Origin of the sequence: Streptomyces mesophilus (genome assembly GCF_040300965.1) — a bacterium.
In the GTDB taxonomy this organism is placed as follows: Bacteria; Actinomycetota; Actinomycetes; order Streptomycetales; family Streptomycetaceae; genus Streptomyces; species Streptomyces mesophilus_A.
Window position 1 is genome coordinate 28757 of record NZ_JBEPEW010000065.1, and the last position, 15040, is coordinate 43796.

The window sequence follows — 15040 nt, forward strand, 5'->3', positions numbered from 1 at the left end:
GCGTCAGCGCAGCCGGGTCTGGATGATCTGGGCGAACTGATCGGCCGCGGAGAGTGGCGCAGCCTCGCCGCCGCCCTGAAGGCGGTCGGGGCGGGGCGGACGGGCGGCGCTAGCCGGGGCCAGCTCGGCAAGCGCCTTGGCGTCCTTCTCCATGGCCTCGTCGTCGTCCCCCTGGATGCGGGAGATCAGAACGTCGGGGAGCTGGTACTTGCGACCCAGCCGTTCACGGGTGAGCTGGTGCTCGGTTGCGGCGAGGCGGTCGTGGGCTTCCTGGATGGCGGCCTTCGCCTCCTCCGGGTCGGCCATGCCGGCGAGCTGGTCCTTCAGCCCACGCAGTTCGATACGGCGCCGGGCGGCTTCGTCCCGGGCTCGGGTGAGTTCGCTGCGGGCCCAGTCCGGGAGCGTGCTCTCGTCCTGCTTGGGCGGCGAATCCTGTCCGGCTTCTGAGGTGTTGGCATCGTCAGAGCCCGCGGTGTTGTCGCTGGTGGAGGTCGGCGGGACTGGCGCGGCCTGCGCGTCAGGCATGCGTGATCAACTCCCTTGAGGCCGCGGTGCGGCCCGGGTGGTCGTTAAGGAGGGTGTGTTCAGGCGAGCGATACGCCGCGGGCGCGGGCGCGGCGGCGCCGGGCCTCGATCGCACGCCGGTACGCGTTGATCGCGTCCTGTCCGGCATGGCCTTCAGTGGCCTGGTCCCACAACTCACGCAAAGCGCGGCCCTGTTCGGGCAACCAGTCCGTGCGCGAGTAGATAGGGATGACCTGGCAGTGACACATGTCGTGGTACTTCTCCAGATCCTCCGCGTCGACCGGAGCCAGTGGGCCGGCACTCCCCTTGAGCTGGGCGGCGTCTCCGGACCGGTAGATGGCGCCGCGGGAGGCGAGCATGGCGCACCATGCGCACGGGTCGGCGTCGGTCACGCGCGCCCAACCCACCGTCTGTGGATCGGCGGCCGAGGCACGATGAAGGAGGTCCCGGCCGCCGCGGAGGGCTTCGCGGTCGGCCGCGGCGGCGGCCGTCGTACCCGCATCGCGCATCAGGGCATCGAGCTCAGCGAGGAATCCGGCGTCGTCCAGACGCCCCGTATCCGTCTGCCGCTCGGCTTGGGCGAGGCGCTGGCGGGCGTGCACGGGTCCGGTGACCACCAAGGATGTGCGGGCCGCGGCATCGAGAGCGGCGGCGTCCGGCTCGGGCCAGGTGTAGTCGTCTTCGACGATCACCTCCAGACCGTCGTCGTCTACGTCGAGGTCAAAGTCGGCAAGATCGACGAAGTCGTCGCGCAGTTCCCCCAGCGTGATCACGTCACCGGCCGGCTCCGCGTCGTAAGGCGGCAGTGTCGCGTCGGTGTTCATAGCGCGGTGTAGTCGCAGGTACGACGCGGCGAGTGTGCGGGACTCGGTGTGGGAGGTGGCGATGGTGGCGAGGGATGCGTCCAGCCACTGGGGTGCAGTCTCGTCTAGACGGTGGGGCTGGACGAGGCGTTGCCATCCGTCAAGCACCTGCGTGGCGGTACGGGACGACAGCGCGGTCTGGGCGCGACGGTGTCCGTCGGTGAGCTGCCGGAGACTATCGCTCCGGGCCATCCGGCGCCTCCTCGCCCGTGGTGCCGTTGTCCGGCTGAGCCGTCCGAGTGCGGGTGGCGCGATTCAGAGAGTCGGCCAACCGAGAGGCGGGGTCAGCCTGTTGCCATAGTTCGGCAATTCGTTCCTGCTCACTGACCGGCAGCCCGAGGGCTTCGGGCCCATAGGCGGGCGGGAAGACCTGGGCGGCGACCATCTTGGACACGTAGTCGGCTTTCGCCGCCATCGTCGGGGTAGATGGGTCGCGCCATATCGTGGCCAACTTCTCCACGCCCTCGGGATAGTTGCCGCCCTCGGTAATCCAGACGGCGAGGCGCAGTACCTGCTCCCACGGCCCGCCGAAGGCGCGTTGGCGGCGCTCACACGCCTTGACCAGACGAGCCTCCTCCGCACGGATCGCGTCTGCACTGGTGGGGTTGTCCGCGCCGGCCGCAAAGTAGGAGAGCGGCACGCCCTGCAATGAGGCGGCGAGCTTGCCGTATTGGGTGATCGCGTCGGTGAAGTTGCGTAGCTCGGCCGCGGGGAACTGACCCGCCTTCGCTTGATCGTTGGCGAGAGCCCAGACCCGGCCGAGGTAGGCCTCCCAGGCGGGGACCTTGTTGCCATCGGCATCCTCGAAGTCCTCCGGGGTGGCGCCGAGGATGTAGCGCTGGGGCACAGCCTGGAACTCGGTCGCGATCTGCAGGTTCGTGATTGCCCGACAGCATGCATCTGCAACCGGGATGACACGGAGCATCTCCGAGCGGCCGGCCCGGTCGGCGACTCGGGGCCGGTTGACGAGCGGTACGACCGGGATCTGCGGCATGCCGTGCGCGTCACGGTCCACGACAGTCCAGCCACCGGCCCCACCTCCCTCGTGGACCACCTGCACGGTCTGGCCAGGCAAGAACAGTGAAGCGGCAACCGCGGTGGCACTGTGTGCGTACTCAGGCAGATCGACCTCGCCAGGGTCCTGTATGAAGCGTGCCGCTGCGCGGACTTGCCGGGTGAGCGGGTCGCGTTCATGGGTCATCCACAACGGTGACTCCACGGTGATCGCCGGGCCGCCGGTGGCGTCCGTGCCGACCACTACGTAGGCGCGGCCGTAGATCAGGGCGTCGGCATGGGCGAGTTGCGACTCCTCGTCCAACCCGGAGGCCTGCCATATATCCCAGAGCACTTCGGAGGGAGCATCGGAAGCGGAGGTGCGGAAGCCCTCCACATCAAGGCGTTCCTCAATGGTGTCTGCGGCCTGCGCCGGCCAGGCGATCACCGTGCGCAGGGCGTCGTATCCGGGCGGGACGTTCAGGCCGATGGAGCGCATGTAGGTGTCGGCGTCGTAGTACCTGCCTAGTACTTCCAGCCCGCCGTTACGCAGGGAGGCGGTACGTGAGTTGATCAACCGCTGATAGAGACGGCTAAGGGTGCGTTCCTCGTCCGCCGTGAGCCGCTCTGTGGAGGTGGCCATGCGATCACCCCCGTGTCCGTCTGTCAGCGCAGGATGGTCACCTTGCGGGAACGGTTGCGCGCGCCGGTGGCGACGGCATCGAGGCGGCACTGCCAGGCAAGGACGGCGGCGACCGCGGCATCGATCTTCCGCGGGGAGTCGGGGTGCTCCTTGGCGATCTGCAAGCCCGAGGCCGACGGGCGGCGCCGCGCGTTGAGGATGTGGCGGGTCAAGACGGACGAGCCGCTATGCGTCAGCTCTCGGTCCACGACCGCGGCGTGGAACTTGTCCAGCGCCCGCACGATCAGCCCGGACCGGCCGCCCGTCATCCACCATTCGATGGGGTGCTGGCGGCTCGACTTCACCGGGAGCCGAACCCCGTACTTTGCCTCCCAAGTGGCGATGTGGCCCTCCCACTTGGCAGGGTCGGCGTAGAAGCCGACCACGTCGAAGCGGCGGAAGGTTTCCTCGACCGCGGCCAGCACCTCGGCAACCGGGACTTCCCAGGTGTCCCCGGCGGGGCCGTCGGGTTGTTCCCAGATCTGGATCGGGAACAGGTGGCCGTCCTCGACCCGGCAGGCGATGAGCGCCGTGGCGTCGGTGACACCCTTGCGGCGCCGGCGTGATCCGTCGAAGCCGAGCACGATCCGGTCGCCGGCGGCGACGGTCGTGTCCGGGGCTGCGCAGCCCGACCATTCGGGCTGGGCGAGCCAGGAGTCGGTGGCGTGGGTGACCTGGTTGAGGAAGTAGCGGCGTGCGTCTTGCGGGTCGGTGTCCGGGTCCCAGTAGTCCATCAGGACTCGGCGCAGATTGACCCAGCCGCCGTTGGCGTCCGCACTGCCGCCGTAGGCGACGGCGAGGCCGGTGAGGAGCGAGTCCTCGTCGGCGGGGTCAGTTTCGGCCGGGGCCTCGCGATGATCGAAGAGAAGGCCGTCGTCGGCCTTGGTCTTCCCCTCCACCTGCTTCTTCCAGGCTTCGAAGGACCGCTCGGCCACCGAGTCCTCACCGGGCACAAAGGCGTTCGGCGTCTCGACCGAGGCACCGTTCACCTTGGTCAGGTTGCGACGGATGGTCGCAGCGAGCTTGCGGCCTCCGTTGCTCGGCGTCCATGACTCGGTCTGGTCCATCACGGAGAAGACCGGGCGGAAGCCCTCGCGCGAGTTGGCCGCGGACGTCGTGAACTCGATACGCCCGTCTGGGACGTTGACGAACGACTCCATCGGCTCGATCGCGTACGCATCACGTACGGGACCATGGCGAGCCATCTCCAACAATGGATCCCACGTATTCGCCGTCTGATCCTCGCTGACTGCGACGATCTGGACCTTTGCCTTGAAACCGAGCGAGGTCCACTCCCGGCCGACCGGCTCGCCTTCGGCATCCCAGCCGTCCGGCACCACTGGGCCGAGCGCCTCGGCCAGGCAAAGCGCAGCGAGCAGAGGGGACTTGCCCCAGCCCTTCGGTCGCGACAAGACCGCACGCCGGATGCGCCGGCCGTTGACCAGAGACCGCCCGCGGATCGCGGGCCCATCGAAGCGCGGGTCGATGGCATACATCTGGAGAACGAACAGCGCCTGTTCATCGGTGAGCACGAGCGGCTCATTGGCCGCCGGGCCGTCCGGAACGATCAGGTACTCGGAGATCCAGTCCAGTACCTGCCAGCCCAGCGTCGGTAGTTCGCCTAGGTAGTTCGGTCCGCGCCAGGGCACGGGTGACCACCCCCAGCCTGCCTACGTCTCCGCGGCCCCGGCGGGTTTGATCACCCGTAGCGTGGCGTACCGATCACGTGCAGCCGCCTCCCGGTGAGGGCGCTGGGCATCTGCCTCGTCGGCCTGTGCGAACTGCATGCGCAGCCGAGATCGGTCCTCCGGTGTCGCTCCGAACTTGGCCACCCGTAGCCGCAGTTCGGCGGCGGCTGACGCTTCGCCCGACCACAACCGGGCGTGGATGAGCGCGGTGTCGAGGAGGAAGTCCCAGTCAGTGGAGGAGAAATGCTCGGCCTGCGGCGAGGCCCGCCACATCTGCCACCAGTCCCGTGTGCGCTCCGGCCAGTCCCCTTCCTCGCCGGGCCACCATGGGAGGTCGGGTGGCTCGGCCTGTTCGAAGCGGAGGACAGTCTGTGGAGACGGTTCGGCGTTTCGCCGAGCACGGCGCACAGGGTCCTTGGGGGCGGGGCCTCGGCCAGCCATTTTTCCCCCTTCGCCTACGAAAGCTCTCCGTGCTGCAGCTGGCGGTGGTAGCCTCTCGGTGGCCTTTAGGGGGCCGGTCCCGACGCTGAGCTGCCCCAGTGCAGCGTCACCTATGGGATGAAGAAGCCATAGCTTCACCGAGTTGGTTTTTGCGTGTCCGATTGCACCCGTTTGGGGTGCGCCGATCAGTTATCGGACGTTCAGGGGCAGCAGCGTTCGAGGACGGATCGTGCCATGTCTGCTGGCGGACGCCTCTCCACCCTTACTCGAACTCGGGTCACCTACACCGGCGAACCGTTTCAATTCGCCAAGGATTCCCTCAAACAACAGGACAATCAGACGCCGTTGCCGGTAGCGACTGGCGCCCAGGCACAGCTGGAATCCCAAATCATGGCCCTCTTGGGAAATGGCGGGCGCCTTTGGGCGCACCCCACAGGTATCTCAGCGGTGCTGATGCGCCCCGGCCATCCTCCAGTGATCAAGCTTGACGGCCAGTCTGCGGGCGCACCAACCTCCATGAACGAGTTGGCACTTCGGAACCTTCTTCCCTGCGCAGAGGTCGGGGTCCAGATTCGAGGCGCCATCGGACTGCGCGTAGAGAAAGTGAACCGGTCAGATCTCCACGTGAAGCTGGTTGGCACTGACAGCCGTGCCATCTTGCGAGGTATTCCGCAAACGAACTGGCACCGTGAACTAGATGGCGAGTGGGAGAGACTTCACACCATGGGGTTCCCGCCTCTATGGGAAGAAGACTCTCTGACGGAACACGAACAGCAGGACACACAAGAATTCCCAGCTCTCGCAAAGACGGATCGGGATATCAGCTGGCTTGGATCCGCCATGCTGCGCAGAATTTCCGCACTCTGCAGCGCAAGCTCAGCCTACTTCGTCAACTCTTGGATCACGGGAGCTGAGTGGATCACCGAGATAAGCACAGCCACCGGCGCGGACTTCAACCACCATCACCTCCTGGCCGCGCTCACTGATCCTGTCTGGGGAGCAGCGCTTCGCGTCAGACGGTCCTTCTGCGCGTGCGATCCCCTCGGAAAGCCCAAGGGGCAGTGCCTCTTCTACCTCGGCCACAAGGACGGAAGAACGGGAACTCTACAGCTGCGCTTTCTTCCCGACCCTGTAAACGATCGCGCCACCAAGCGCGCCGCGCTCAGATCGGTCGGCGCCGATGCCGCATGGATTGATCGGGTACTACCCATCACCGGAAATGAGCACGGTCCAGGGGTGGCCCGATGAAATGGGATCAGATCACACTGTTCGTCCTGGCCGCATTTGGGGCAATGTCACTGCTCCTTTACCAGGTTCAGGAGTTGCTACTCAAGATCCCTGCCGTGGTACGAGCGTGGCGCGAAGTGCGGCAATGTCTCAGCCCCGCGGCGCAGCAAACGATGCGTCGGGACCGAGATCCTTCCCCATCTCAACAGGTCTCCGACGACGCCACCCCTGGGCAGCCCCAGACCCGTACATAGACCGAGCCGCAATACGCTTGCGGTCTTCACGGACCCCGGGGGGAGGGACCTCCCCCGGGGCGAGGAGGTCATTTCACTGCAGCCCTGGGTGCCGCTCTCCGGGCCGGCCCCGCGGGGGTCGTCGCGCGCGCCGTCCTGCCGCGCTCTCCGCAGCAGTCTTACGTTTGTGGTGCCACCGGCACAGCGACTGGAGATTGGCGTCGCGGTGATCGTGGCGGTCACCAATGTGGTCCACGTCTGTGGCTCGCGCAGGACAGCGGGTTCCGTCACGCATCCGGGCGACGCATTGGTACCCGTCGCGGGCCAGGATGCGGGGGCGTCGTCGCGATCCCCAATCCCGGGGTAGCTCCGCACGGCGGCGACTAGTTGACCAGGCCATTACTCTCCCCCTCACGCAGGAGGTAAAGCCCATAGGCCATGCTCGAGGGCCTACTCATGCAATGAACAAGCCCCCGAATCATTCAGGCTCGGGGGCTTACGGAAGGCTCTATTGGTGGGCGCAGATCACCACCATCTGAACGAAGTGTGACACCAACCACCCTCAAGATCAAGGCGTTTCGTGATCAGGTTGCCCGTCGACCGCCTCGACGCCTGGTGTCACGCTCGGCTCTAAGCACGTCCAGCTCCCGCCACCAGCACGTGCGCGATCCCGGAATCCGCACAGGCTCGACATACCCCCGACGAGCCCACTGCCGCAGAGTCGCGGGAGCAACTCTGGCGAGAGTCGCAGCCTGTGCAGTAGTCAGGTAGTTGTTGGCGAGGCCAGACATGTGCCGTTCGTACTCCAATCCGTGACGAGCCTCCTCAGCCACCCGCCAGCGCTGCCCTGCGGACGCGGCGGCCATACCCATCGGAGGTGCCGAGCAGCTTCCCCAACTCGGCTCCGTTCAGGCCTGGGTTATCGGCGAGTAGTTTCCTTGCAGCGGCGACCGCCTCTGGGCTCACACGCTCCGACGTACTCGCGCCCCCTACCGTGCCGTTGGTACCGCCCCGTTTGCGGTCCCCACGCGGTACTTGGTCCTCACCCGTCGACACCAAGTGAGGTACGAGCAGCACTCGCGGCATCGCGCCTGGTCCGGCACCGGCCCCTGAGGCCGGTGACGCTGGGGGTTCCGTGGCGTCCGCAATCTGGAGTGTGTGCACCCGCCAGATCACGAGCGGAACCAGCAACGAGACACCCACGATCAGCGGAACGGTAGGGCCGATGCGGCCGGCCTCAAGGAGATGGGCGGCGACTTGTGCAGCACCCATGATGGTCAGGGCGCCGGCGATGTCCCGCCCTCTCCCTCGACGGACGGCAGCGATGACGTAGACGTCGATCGCCACCGGCAGCAGAGCAGCGACGAAACGATCTGCGCCGAGGGAGCGGGCGAGGTGGTACTCGGCGACCGCCGTGAAGAGCACACCGGCGGCAAGGGCGATGTTCACCAGGGCAGTGCCGGTTCTGTCGGTGCCGGTAGCGTGAGAGCTACGCATTCAGGGCCTCCTAGTAGGTCCTGGGTGTCAGGCCCCGGGCCGGTGTTCGAGCACCGCCTGGGGCCGATTCATGTGCGGATCTTGGTTCTGGTGCCGGGGCCGCACGGTGCGATTCCGGCACCGGCGGTCAAGCAGCAGAGGTCATGAAGGTTCCGGCCCAGGCGTCGTACCGGTCCCAGGTGGTGAACCAACGGCACGCCCGGCACCGGACGGTGTCGGTTCCGCCTTCCCGCTCGAGGGCTCGCAGATCGCACTGCGGGCACGGTGCCGCCAGTCGGGAGGTTCCGCGATCGGCGCGGAGGAGGCGCCGGGTTCCTGCTGCCAGAGCGAGGACTTCGTGGCCGTATTCGGTGGCGAACGGGGCGGACATGGCTGCGGTGTGCCGGCGGCCCAGGTAGTCCACAGCCGAGGTGAGGGCGCGGCCCTCACCGGCGTGGTCGATGCCGACTGCGGCAGCCTGCTGGCCGAGGTGGGTACGCAGTGCGTCCTCCCAGGCGCACGTAGTGCGCAGGATCTCGTCAGCCTGGTCGGCCCCCGGACTCACGGACGGTGTTCCGGTGCCGCGGCTGGTGGCGACCTTCTCTCCTGCTCCGGCTGCGCGTTGGCCGGCGTCCCACAGCGCGGCGTACAGATCGACCAATTCCTGCAATGCGACGTGGATGCTCTGCTGGCATGCACGGCACCACACTGGAGCGCCCGGTACCTGACCACCGTCGACGCGGTCGCGATTACAGCGGCCGGGGCAGGGCGGCATTCCGGTGTCGGTGGAGTCGTTCACGGTAGGCCTCCCTGGAGTTGACCGAAACGGGCTGGTAGCACCTGGTCAGCTGGTGGCACGCCTGCCGAAGGCCTCGGTGGCGATGGTGTGGGCTAGCTCGAGGACCGCATGCTCGCCAAGGTGTTCAGCGAGTTGCTCGCGTGTGTACGTCCGGTCGTCCAGGCACTCGTACAGCGGGCAGACCGTGGCCGTAGCCGGTTCGGGTACGGCGGCCGGCTCGTCCGGCGTCGAGGTCGGCTGGGCGCTGATGTTCCAGCCGTCTACGGCCAGGGTCGTGATGATCTCGACGGCGGCCTCGTCCGGACTGGCGGTCGGGCGGTGCTCGAGGACGGCGGCGATGGTGTCGATGACGGCGTCGGCCGTCGGTACCGGCTTGGAGGTCGTGATCATGCGGCAGCTCCATATCGGGTGTGGGCGCGCTGTGCGGCTTCGGATATCAGGGCGATGAGTGCTGTGCGTGCGGGACTGCTATTGCGATGGCCGTTCCACTGATCGGGCGGCAAGTAGCCCGTCCACGCGTGCGGGGTGGGGTAGTTGAACGGTGCGGTTCTGAGGCGTCCCGCGAGGTCAGGGTGACTAAGAACCTGGGCACGGCGGCGGTCGCAATCGTCGCGAGCACGGGTGACCTCGGCGCGTATGAAGTCGGCGAGGTCGCCCTGGCGGCGCATGAGCCCGATGTCCTCTTCGCTGACTGCGGTCATCGCGAACGCCCTGCAGGGACGCGGTGGCCGATTCCGCCGAGGAGTGCCTGGACCTCACCCGCTTCTCCGCTGAGGGGGCTGGCGGCGCGGAATCGCTGCTCGCGCAGGGCCGCGAGGTAGGCAGGTACATCGTCGGGGTCGGCGTCGGGGATCTGGGCGGCAAGTCCCGGGCCCTGGAAGTTCTTTGCGCGGTTGCTGCGAGCTCGGCGTATCTCGGTGACGATCTCGCCGACCGCGACGAATGCATGCCCGGCCTCCACGCGGGCGACGACTGCGGCACGGGCCTCGGCTAGCGAGTAGCGCTGGAGGACGTCGTGCCACGCGTCGGGGGTGTACTCGTCGAACTTCTGCTGCGGGCACTGGGCGTGGACGTAGGCGGCAAGCATCACGGTCTCGTCGGGAGTCATCCGGGGGGCACCTCCTGGTTCATACGGGTCTGGGCGCGGGCCATTGCTCGCCCGAACAAGCCATCAGCGGTGCCGGATTGACCGGGCGCGGCCGGCAGAACAGGTGCGGCATCGGGTGGCGGAGGGGCGGCGCTGGCCCCAGTGGGCAGGCCGGCCCATGACTTGAGCCAGGCACGAGCCGAATGCGCTGGCGTGGTGCGTGAGGCATGCAGACGCCGGGCGTGCTCGACGAGGGCGGGGATGCCGACGCGGTCGACGAGGGCTTCGATCTTGAGCCACTCGGCTTCCGTCAGCCGCCAAGCGACCACCAGTCCTGTCGCGGTGCACGCATCGACCAGGGGCACAGCTTTGGCGGGCGGCGGGTCGTCGACCGCGGAGGCGACGACAAGTCGGGGGCGCTCGCGCGCCTCCGCGCCCACGCGCTGCTTGCCTACCTCTCCGTTAGGAGAGGTAGTGGGGTTGGGGTTGGGAGCAGGCGTTACGGGAGCGTGAGTAACGGAGTTACGCGCACCGTCATCGCTCGCGTCACGCTGAGGGGGCCGAGTCGACTCCGGCTTCTTCCTACGGTCCCGAAAGGCCTTCTGCCGCGCGGCGCTGCTCTTACGCTCACCTTCGATCTGCTCGGCGGACTTCTGATAGTCGAGGTAGTCGTGGATGCGGAAGCCACCTTCGTCCTCCTCCCACAGGCCAGCCTTAACCAGGCGGCGGACTGCGAACCGTGCGATCAACGGGGCGAGGTCCTCGTGATCCACATCGTGAGTAGCGGCGTTACTTCCTGCGTGACCCTCGGCGTACCGCACCGCTTCGGCAGCGTCCTCGAAGTCCAGCAGACGCAAGGCAGATCGGCGCGGTATGAACCCGTCGGTCAAGTTGCGGTTGGACCACGCCAGGCCGGCCACCCACAGTGCGGTCCCGAGTGCACCGGCGGCGTCGCACTTCGGGTGGTCGTAGAAGTCGTCGGAGATACGGACCCAGGCCATGAGACGGGTTCCTCTTCCCGTAGCAGATCAGGCAGCGGCAGGTTGATCAGGCGACAGGGCCAGCCCGGTCCAGGTCTTCACTCCCGATCCATGGACAGTTGGGCGAGTGCCGTTGGTCCAGCCGTCGTGGCGGATCAGGCCCTCATCCCGCAGCAGGCTCATCAATCGACCCCATAGGCACGAGTGCGGCGGGTCAGGGAGCTGTCGCTCACTCGCGATCTCATAGGCGGTGAAGACTCGGCCGGATGCGGCAGCGTCCTCGAAGGCCGGACGCACTTGCGCCAACCAGTCCTCGAACCCCAGGACCGCCCGCTCGTCTTCGCCGGTGATGATCGGCTCGAGGGGGTCGAGCGCTGGTTGCTCGCTCACGGAACGGCGTCCGGTGCTACGTCACGCAGCGATTCCAGCGCCAAGTCGTAGACGGCAATGGCGCATTGCGGGAAGTAGAAGGGGTCAGGGTGGCCAGCCGCCGCCTCGAAGAGTGCGGCCATCATCGCGTCGTCGTCGTTGGCACACGCGACGGAGAACCGCATGGCGAAGACCTGGTGCGGCTCGACGGCATCGATGAGCACATCGGCGCCTTCCTCGTCGACCGCACCGAATACCCACAGCCCGTCGCGATCCGCACTGCCATGCCGCTGCGCCCAACTCCGAGTCGCAATGAGGGCGTACGCGTGCAGCATTCCGAAGGCGTTCGCCCGGCCTCGGAGGATGAGTGTCGCCAGCGTGCCCATCGCCTCCTGGCGCTCATCGGCAAGGCCTTGCCCCAGGGCGCTGAGCGCCAGATTGGTGAGCTCCTCACGGGTCATGAGCGATCTCCGTTCATGCTGCATACGGCGGTCGGGCTCGGCCTTTGCGGGACTCCGGATCTTGCTGGAGCGGGTCCAGGTCGGAGTTGCTACGGGAGTCCCCTGACTCGCACTCGGCGATCCAGGTATCCAAGTCGGCGATTCGGTACATGACCTTGCGTCCTTGCCGGAACGACGGCGGCCCGAAGCGGCGGTGACGCCAGACGCGCAGGGTGTCCACCGGGCGATTCAGGTACGCGGCGGCTTGCCGAGTCGTGAAGAACGGCGACGCCGGCAACGCCTGGTCATTCATGGACGGGCTCCTCTGATTCGTGGTGGCACGCGATGGTCGTGATCCGAACCCCGAGGCCTTCAGCGATCCGCTTCAAGAGATCCGGCCGCGGGTTGGACTGGCTGCGTTCGATCCGAGAGAGCTGCGCAGGGCTCACCTGCACCCGGCGCGCGAAGCCGCGCAGCGGAAACCCCCGTTCCTCACGCAGCGTCCGGATGGTGTCTCCGTTCGCTCGCATGACGGGAACTTTAGGGAACGATGAGGAACGAATCAAGTATTGACGGGGCTCGTTTCCATCCCTCAGGATGCTGCGACATGGGGAACGAGAGACAGGAGGGAACGCCATGGATAGGAAACAGCGGGCGTATCGACTCCCCTGGGTTCCAGTTGTTGCATGTTTTGGGGGAGACTGCCCCCATGCAGGCAACGGACGAGCAGTGGAAGCGGCTCGGTCAGCGAATCGCGGACCGGCGGCGAGAGCTCGGGCTCACACAGGTAGAGCTCGCCCAGGCGGCAGGCGTAGACGTGAAGAGCGTCGTCAGCGTCGAGAAGGGGACCCCGCGAAAGCGCTGGCCGATCTCGCTGCCTCGACTCGAGGCGCCGCTCGGTTGGACACCCGGGAGCACCCGCGACATGGCCAATGGCGGCGACCCCACCCCCCTTCCATCAGCCAGTCAACTCGGACGCGCCCCACAAGGCGTGGCCAGCACCGGCCTCGACGCCGAGCTCCTCATGGAGCTCGCCACAGCGACCCCCGAGCAGCAGCAGCGAGTCAAGGACTTCCTCCTCGGCCTGAAGCAGGCGAGCCGCTCGGACTACGCGCTCGCTGCCCACCGCCCGCACGCCGTCTCCGACGGCCCGGCCAACCAGGACCTGCGCGACGCCCTCGACGTCCTGGACGGGATCCAGCCGGAAGACGGCTGACCTGCCGATCCGCCGGGGATCGAGCTTGCTGTCGCGAGGCCACCTTGATTGAATCGAACATTCATTCGACATATGCGTCACTCGCGACGCCTGACAAAGTGGGGGTGGCGTGCCCGCCATCCAGAACGAGGGCCCGTCCGATCAGTCCAACGAGCAGCGCTCAAGCAGGCGCTCCGCCTTCAAGCGGAGACTGATGGGCGGAAGCCCTCGCGGCAGCGCGGCACAGCCATCCGGCCCCTATGCGCCCGATGCCGAGCTGTCGAAACTCGGCATCATGGTCAAGCGCAAGCGGATGCAGGACACCTGGGCCATCTGGTTCCCCCAACGACGGGCGATCGTCGTCGCTTCCGGACTCACGCGCGTTCAAGAACGCTGCGTCCTCGCCCACGAGCTTGAGCACGTCCTCGCGGACGACGGCGAGTGCATCCCCCACGATTCGCTTCGCGAGCACATCACCGTGCGACAGGAGCGCATCGCCGACATACGTGCCGCACGCAAACTGATCGCTCTCAGCGACCTCGTCCGCGTCCTCCCATGGGCTACCAGCTACGAGGAAGCCGCGGCCGAGCTCGACGTGACCGAGCGCATGCTGCGAGTGCGGCTCATGGACCTGGAAAAGGATTCATGGCTGGCTACATCGAAGACCGCTGGCTGAACAAAAGACCCGACCCCAAGACCGGAAACCGAGAACGTACCGACCGCTGGGGCAAGGGCAAACGGTATCGCGTCGCCGGGATCGTCGGCGTACGAGACCGTAGCTTCGACAACCTCACCGACGCCAAGACCTGGAAGGCCAAAGCCGAGCACGAGTCCCGGGTGGGCGACTTCGTCGACCCGAGACGCGGAGCCATGACGCTCACGGAGTACATCGAACAGCACTGGTGGCCGGGCAGGATTGACGAACCATCCACCGCCGCTCCCATGCGCAGCAGGATCTGGAACCACATAGTTCCGCTGATCGGCGGGAAGCCCCTCCGGGCCATAGACGCGTCCGTACTTCGTGCGTGGAAGGCGGAGCTCCTGGCCCGCGTCGAATCGTCGACCGCCGAGGTCATCTGGATCCACCTATCCACGATCTTGCAAGCCGCCGTCGACGACGGCCGGCTCACGAGGAACCCCTGCCGCGTTCATCGGAGCATCAAGCCTCCGAAGCGAACGAAGAAGAAGGCAAAGGCGTGGACTCGGGAGATCGTGGACGCGGTCCGCGCCGGGCTGCAGGAGCGATACCACCTTGCCGTCGACCTCGGCGTCGGCCTCGGGCTCCGGCAAGGGGAAGCGTTCGGGCTTGCAGAGGACGACTTCGACTTCGAGGCCGGCGTCGTACACGTGCGGCGACAGCTGCGATGGGACTCGCGTGGCCGGCCGTACTTCTGCCTACCGAAGGGTGGCAAGACTCGAGATGTACCGGTGTCCCCGCGGCTCGCTCACCGGGTGCTTGATGCCCTCAAGCACTTCCCAGCGGTCGAGTGCACCCTGCCGTGGCGGAACCCAGAGGCACCTGAGACGGAGCTACAGGCCAGGCAGAGGAAGCCCAGCACGGTGCGGCTCGTATTGACGACCTCGCACGGCAACCGGATCTACTACCGGACCTGGAATGACCGGAGCTGGAAGCCTGCGCTCGCCATCGCGGGGGTGCTCAAGAAGATCGGCGAGAAGGTCCAGAAATACGGCGGCCGAACCCGCAAGAACCCGATCTTCGAGCAGTCTCGCGAAGACATGTTCCACGTCCTGCGGCACACCTACGCGAGCGTGCAGCTCGAGGCCGGCGAATCCATCGTGTCGCTCTCCGAGTGGCTTGGCCATGCCTCGCCGAACGTCACGCTCGAGCACTACGCTCACTTCATGCCGCAGGCTGGGGCGCGCGGATTGCAGGCGATGGACAGCTGGTTCACTCCCCCGGAGCCGGTTCTCCCCAGCCACTCCCCCAAGGCCTCCGCCCCCTACTGGGATAAGGCAAAGGCGCTGGCCAACCTAAAGATCAGCGCGTTTGACCACAAGAAGGTCAAGTACAAGGAGACGGC

General features: G+C 66.9%; 19 protein-coding genes and 1 pseudogene. 5 read left to right on the top strand and 15 right to left on the bottom strand.

Translation table 11 applies throughout. From position 1 onward, the window contains the following. Positions 1–3 precede the first annotated feature (3 nt). From ABT367_RS22585 to ABT367_RS22605, 5 genes are all read right to left on the bottom strand, one after another. Complete coding sequence (locus ABT367_RS22585; protein ID WP_352254880.1) at positions 4–525, bottom strand: hypothetical protein; 522 nt, start codon at positions 523–525, stop codon at positions 4–6. A gap of 59 nt (positions 526–584) precedes the next feature. After that, complete coding sequence (locus tag ABT367_RS22590) at positions 585–1349, bottom strand: hypothetical protein (RefSeq protein ID WP_352254881.1); 765 nt, start codon at positions 1347–1349, stop codon at positions 585–587. Positions 1350–1563: 214 nt separating this feature from the next. Beyond that, positions 1564–3024: a phage portal protein gene (locus tag ABT367_RS22595; protein WP_352254882.1), complete on the bottom strand. Its 1461-nt coding sequence runs from the start codon at positions 3022–3024 to the stop codon at positions 1564–1566. 23 nt (positions 3025–3047) lie between these two features. Next, complete coding sequence (locus ABT367_RS22600; protein WP_352254883.1) at positions 3048–4712, bottom strand: terminase; 1665 nt, start codon at positions 4710–4712, stop codon at positions 3048–3050. 21 nt (positions 4713–4733) lie between these two features. After that, positions 4734–5192 carry a hypothetical protein gene (locus tag ABT367_RS22605; RefSeq protein WP_352254884.1) on the bottom strand — a complete coding sequence of 153 codons (459 nt, stop codon included), beginning with the start codon at positions 5190–5192 and terminating at the stop codon, positions 4734–4736. A 234-nt stretch (positions 5193–5426) separates the two neighbouring features. On the opposite strand from ABT367_RS22605, the gene ABT367_RS22610 reads away from it, so the two are divergent. Then, positions 5427–6440 (top strand): hypothetical protein, encoded by a 1014-nt coding sequence (locus ABT367_RS22610; protein WP_352254885.1) that lies wholly within the window; start codon positions 5427–5429, stop codon positions 6438–6440. A 1037-nt stretch (positions 6441–7477) separates the two neighbouring features. On the opposite strand, the gene ABT367_RS22615 is transcribed toward ABT367_RS22610, so the two are convergent. From ABT367_RS22615 to ABT367_RS22660, 10 genes are all read right to left on the bottom strand, one after another. Then, positions 7478–8149, bottom strand: coding sequence for a hypothetical protein (locus tag ABT367_RS22615; RefSeq protein ID WP_352254886.1), 672 nt, complete (start codon positions 8147–8149; stop codon positions 7478–7480). Between the two features lie 127 nt (positions 8150–8276). After that, positions 8277–8927: a hypothetical protein gene (locus tag ABT367_RS22620; protein WP_352254887.1), complete on the bottom strand. Its 651-nt coding sequence runs from the start codon at positions 8925–8927 to the stop codon at positions 8277–8279. Between the two features lie 45 nt (positions 8928–8972). Next, the gene (locus ABT367_RS22625) at positions 8973–9317 is read right to left on the bottom strand and encodes a hypothetical protein (protein ID WP_352254888.1); all 345 of its coding nucleotides are present in this window, start codon (positions 9315–9317) and stop codon (positions 8973–8975) included. Then, positions 9314–9628, bottom strand: a complete 315-nt coding sequence (locus ABT367_RS22630; RefSeq protein ID WP_352254889.1) for a hypothetical protein — start codon at positions 9626–9628, stop codon at positions 9314–9316. The genes ABT367_RS22625 and ABT367_RS22630 overlap by 4 nt, the downstream gene beginning before the upstream one ends. After that, positions 9625–10035: a hypothetical protein gene (locus tag ABT367_RS22635; RefSeq protein ID WP_352254890.1), complete on the bottom strand. Its 411-nt coding sequence runs from the start codon at positions 10033–10035 to the stop codon at positions 9625–9627. Before ABT367_RS22635 ends, ABT367_RS22630 begins: the two co-directional genes overlap by 4 nt. Next, positions 10032–11015, bottom strand: a complete 984-nt coding sequence (locus tag ABT367_RS22640) for a hypothetical protein (protein ID WP_352254891.1) — start codon at positions 11013–11015, stop codon at positions 10032–10034. The genes ABT367_RS22635 and ABT367_RS22640 overlap by 4 nt, the downstream gene beginning before the upstream one ends. A 27-nt stretch (positions 11016–11042) precedes the next feature. After that, positions 11043–11384 carry a hypothetical protein gene (locus tag ABT367_RS22645; protein ID WP_352254892.1) on the bottom strand — a complete coding sequence of 114 codons (342 nt, stop codon included), beginning with the start codon at positions 11382–11384 and terminating at the stop codon, positions 11043–11045. Further along, positions 11381–11824 carry a hypothetical protein gene (locus ABT367_RS22650; protein WP_352254893.1) on the bottom strand — a complete coding sequence of 148 codons (444 nt, stop codon included), beginning with the start codon at positions 11822–11824 and terminating at the stop codon, positions 11381–11383. The genes ABT367_RS22645 and ABT367_RS22650 overlap by 4 nt, the downstream gene beginning before the upstream one ends. 13 nt (positions 11825–11837) lie before the next feature. Continuing rightward, on the bottom strand, positions 11838–12116 hold the full coding sequence (locus tag ABT367_RS22655; RefSeq protein ID WP_352254894.1) for a helix-turn-helix domain-containing protein: 279 nt from the start codon (positions 12114–12116) through the stop codon (positions 11838–11840). Further along, positions 12109–12333, bottom strand: a complete 225-nt coding sequence (locus ABT367_RS22660) for a helix-turn-helix domain-containing protein (protein WP_352254895.1) — start codon at positions 12331–12333, stop codon at positions 12109–12111. The genes ABT367_RS22655 and ABT367_RS22660 overlap by 8 nt, the downstream gene beginning before the upstream one ends. Positions 12334–12512: 179 nt before the next feature. Between ABT367_RS22660 and ABT367_RS22665 the strand changes: the two are divergent. The 4 genes and pseudogenes from ABT367_RS22665 to ABT367_RS22680 form a co-directional block, all read left to right on the top strand. After that, positions 12513–12641, top strand: a pseudogene (locus ABT367_RS22665) (hypothetical protein); the annotation flags it as partial. A 153-nt stretch (positions 12642–12794) separates the two neighbouring features. Next, positions 12795–13019, top strand: coding sequence for a hypothetical protein (locus ABT367_RS22670; protein WP_352254898.1), 225 nt, complete (start codon positions 12795–12797; stop codon positions 13017–13019). A 109-nt stretch (positions 13020–13128) separates the two neighbouring features. Continuing rightward, positions 13129–13674, top strand: a complete 546-nt coding sequence (locus ABT367_RS22675) for an ImmA/IrrE family metallo-endopeptidase (protein ID WP_352254896.1) — start codon at positions 13129–13131, stop codon at positions 13672–13674. After that, the coding region (locus ABT367_RS22680) for a tyrosine-type recombinase/integrase (RefSeq protein WP_352254897.1) at positions 13644–15040 on the top strand (1397 nt) is incomplete at its 3' end. The genes ABT367_RS22675 and ABT367_RS22680, both read left to right, overlap by 31 nt.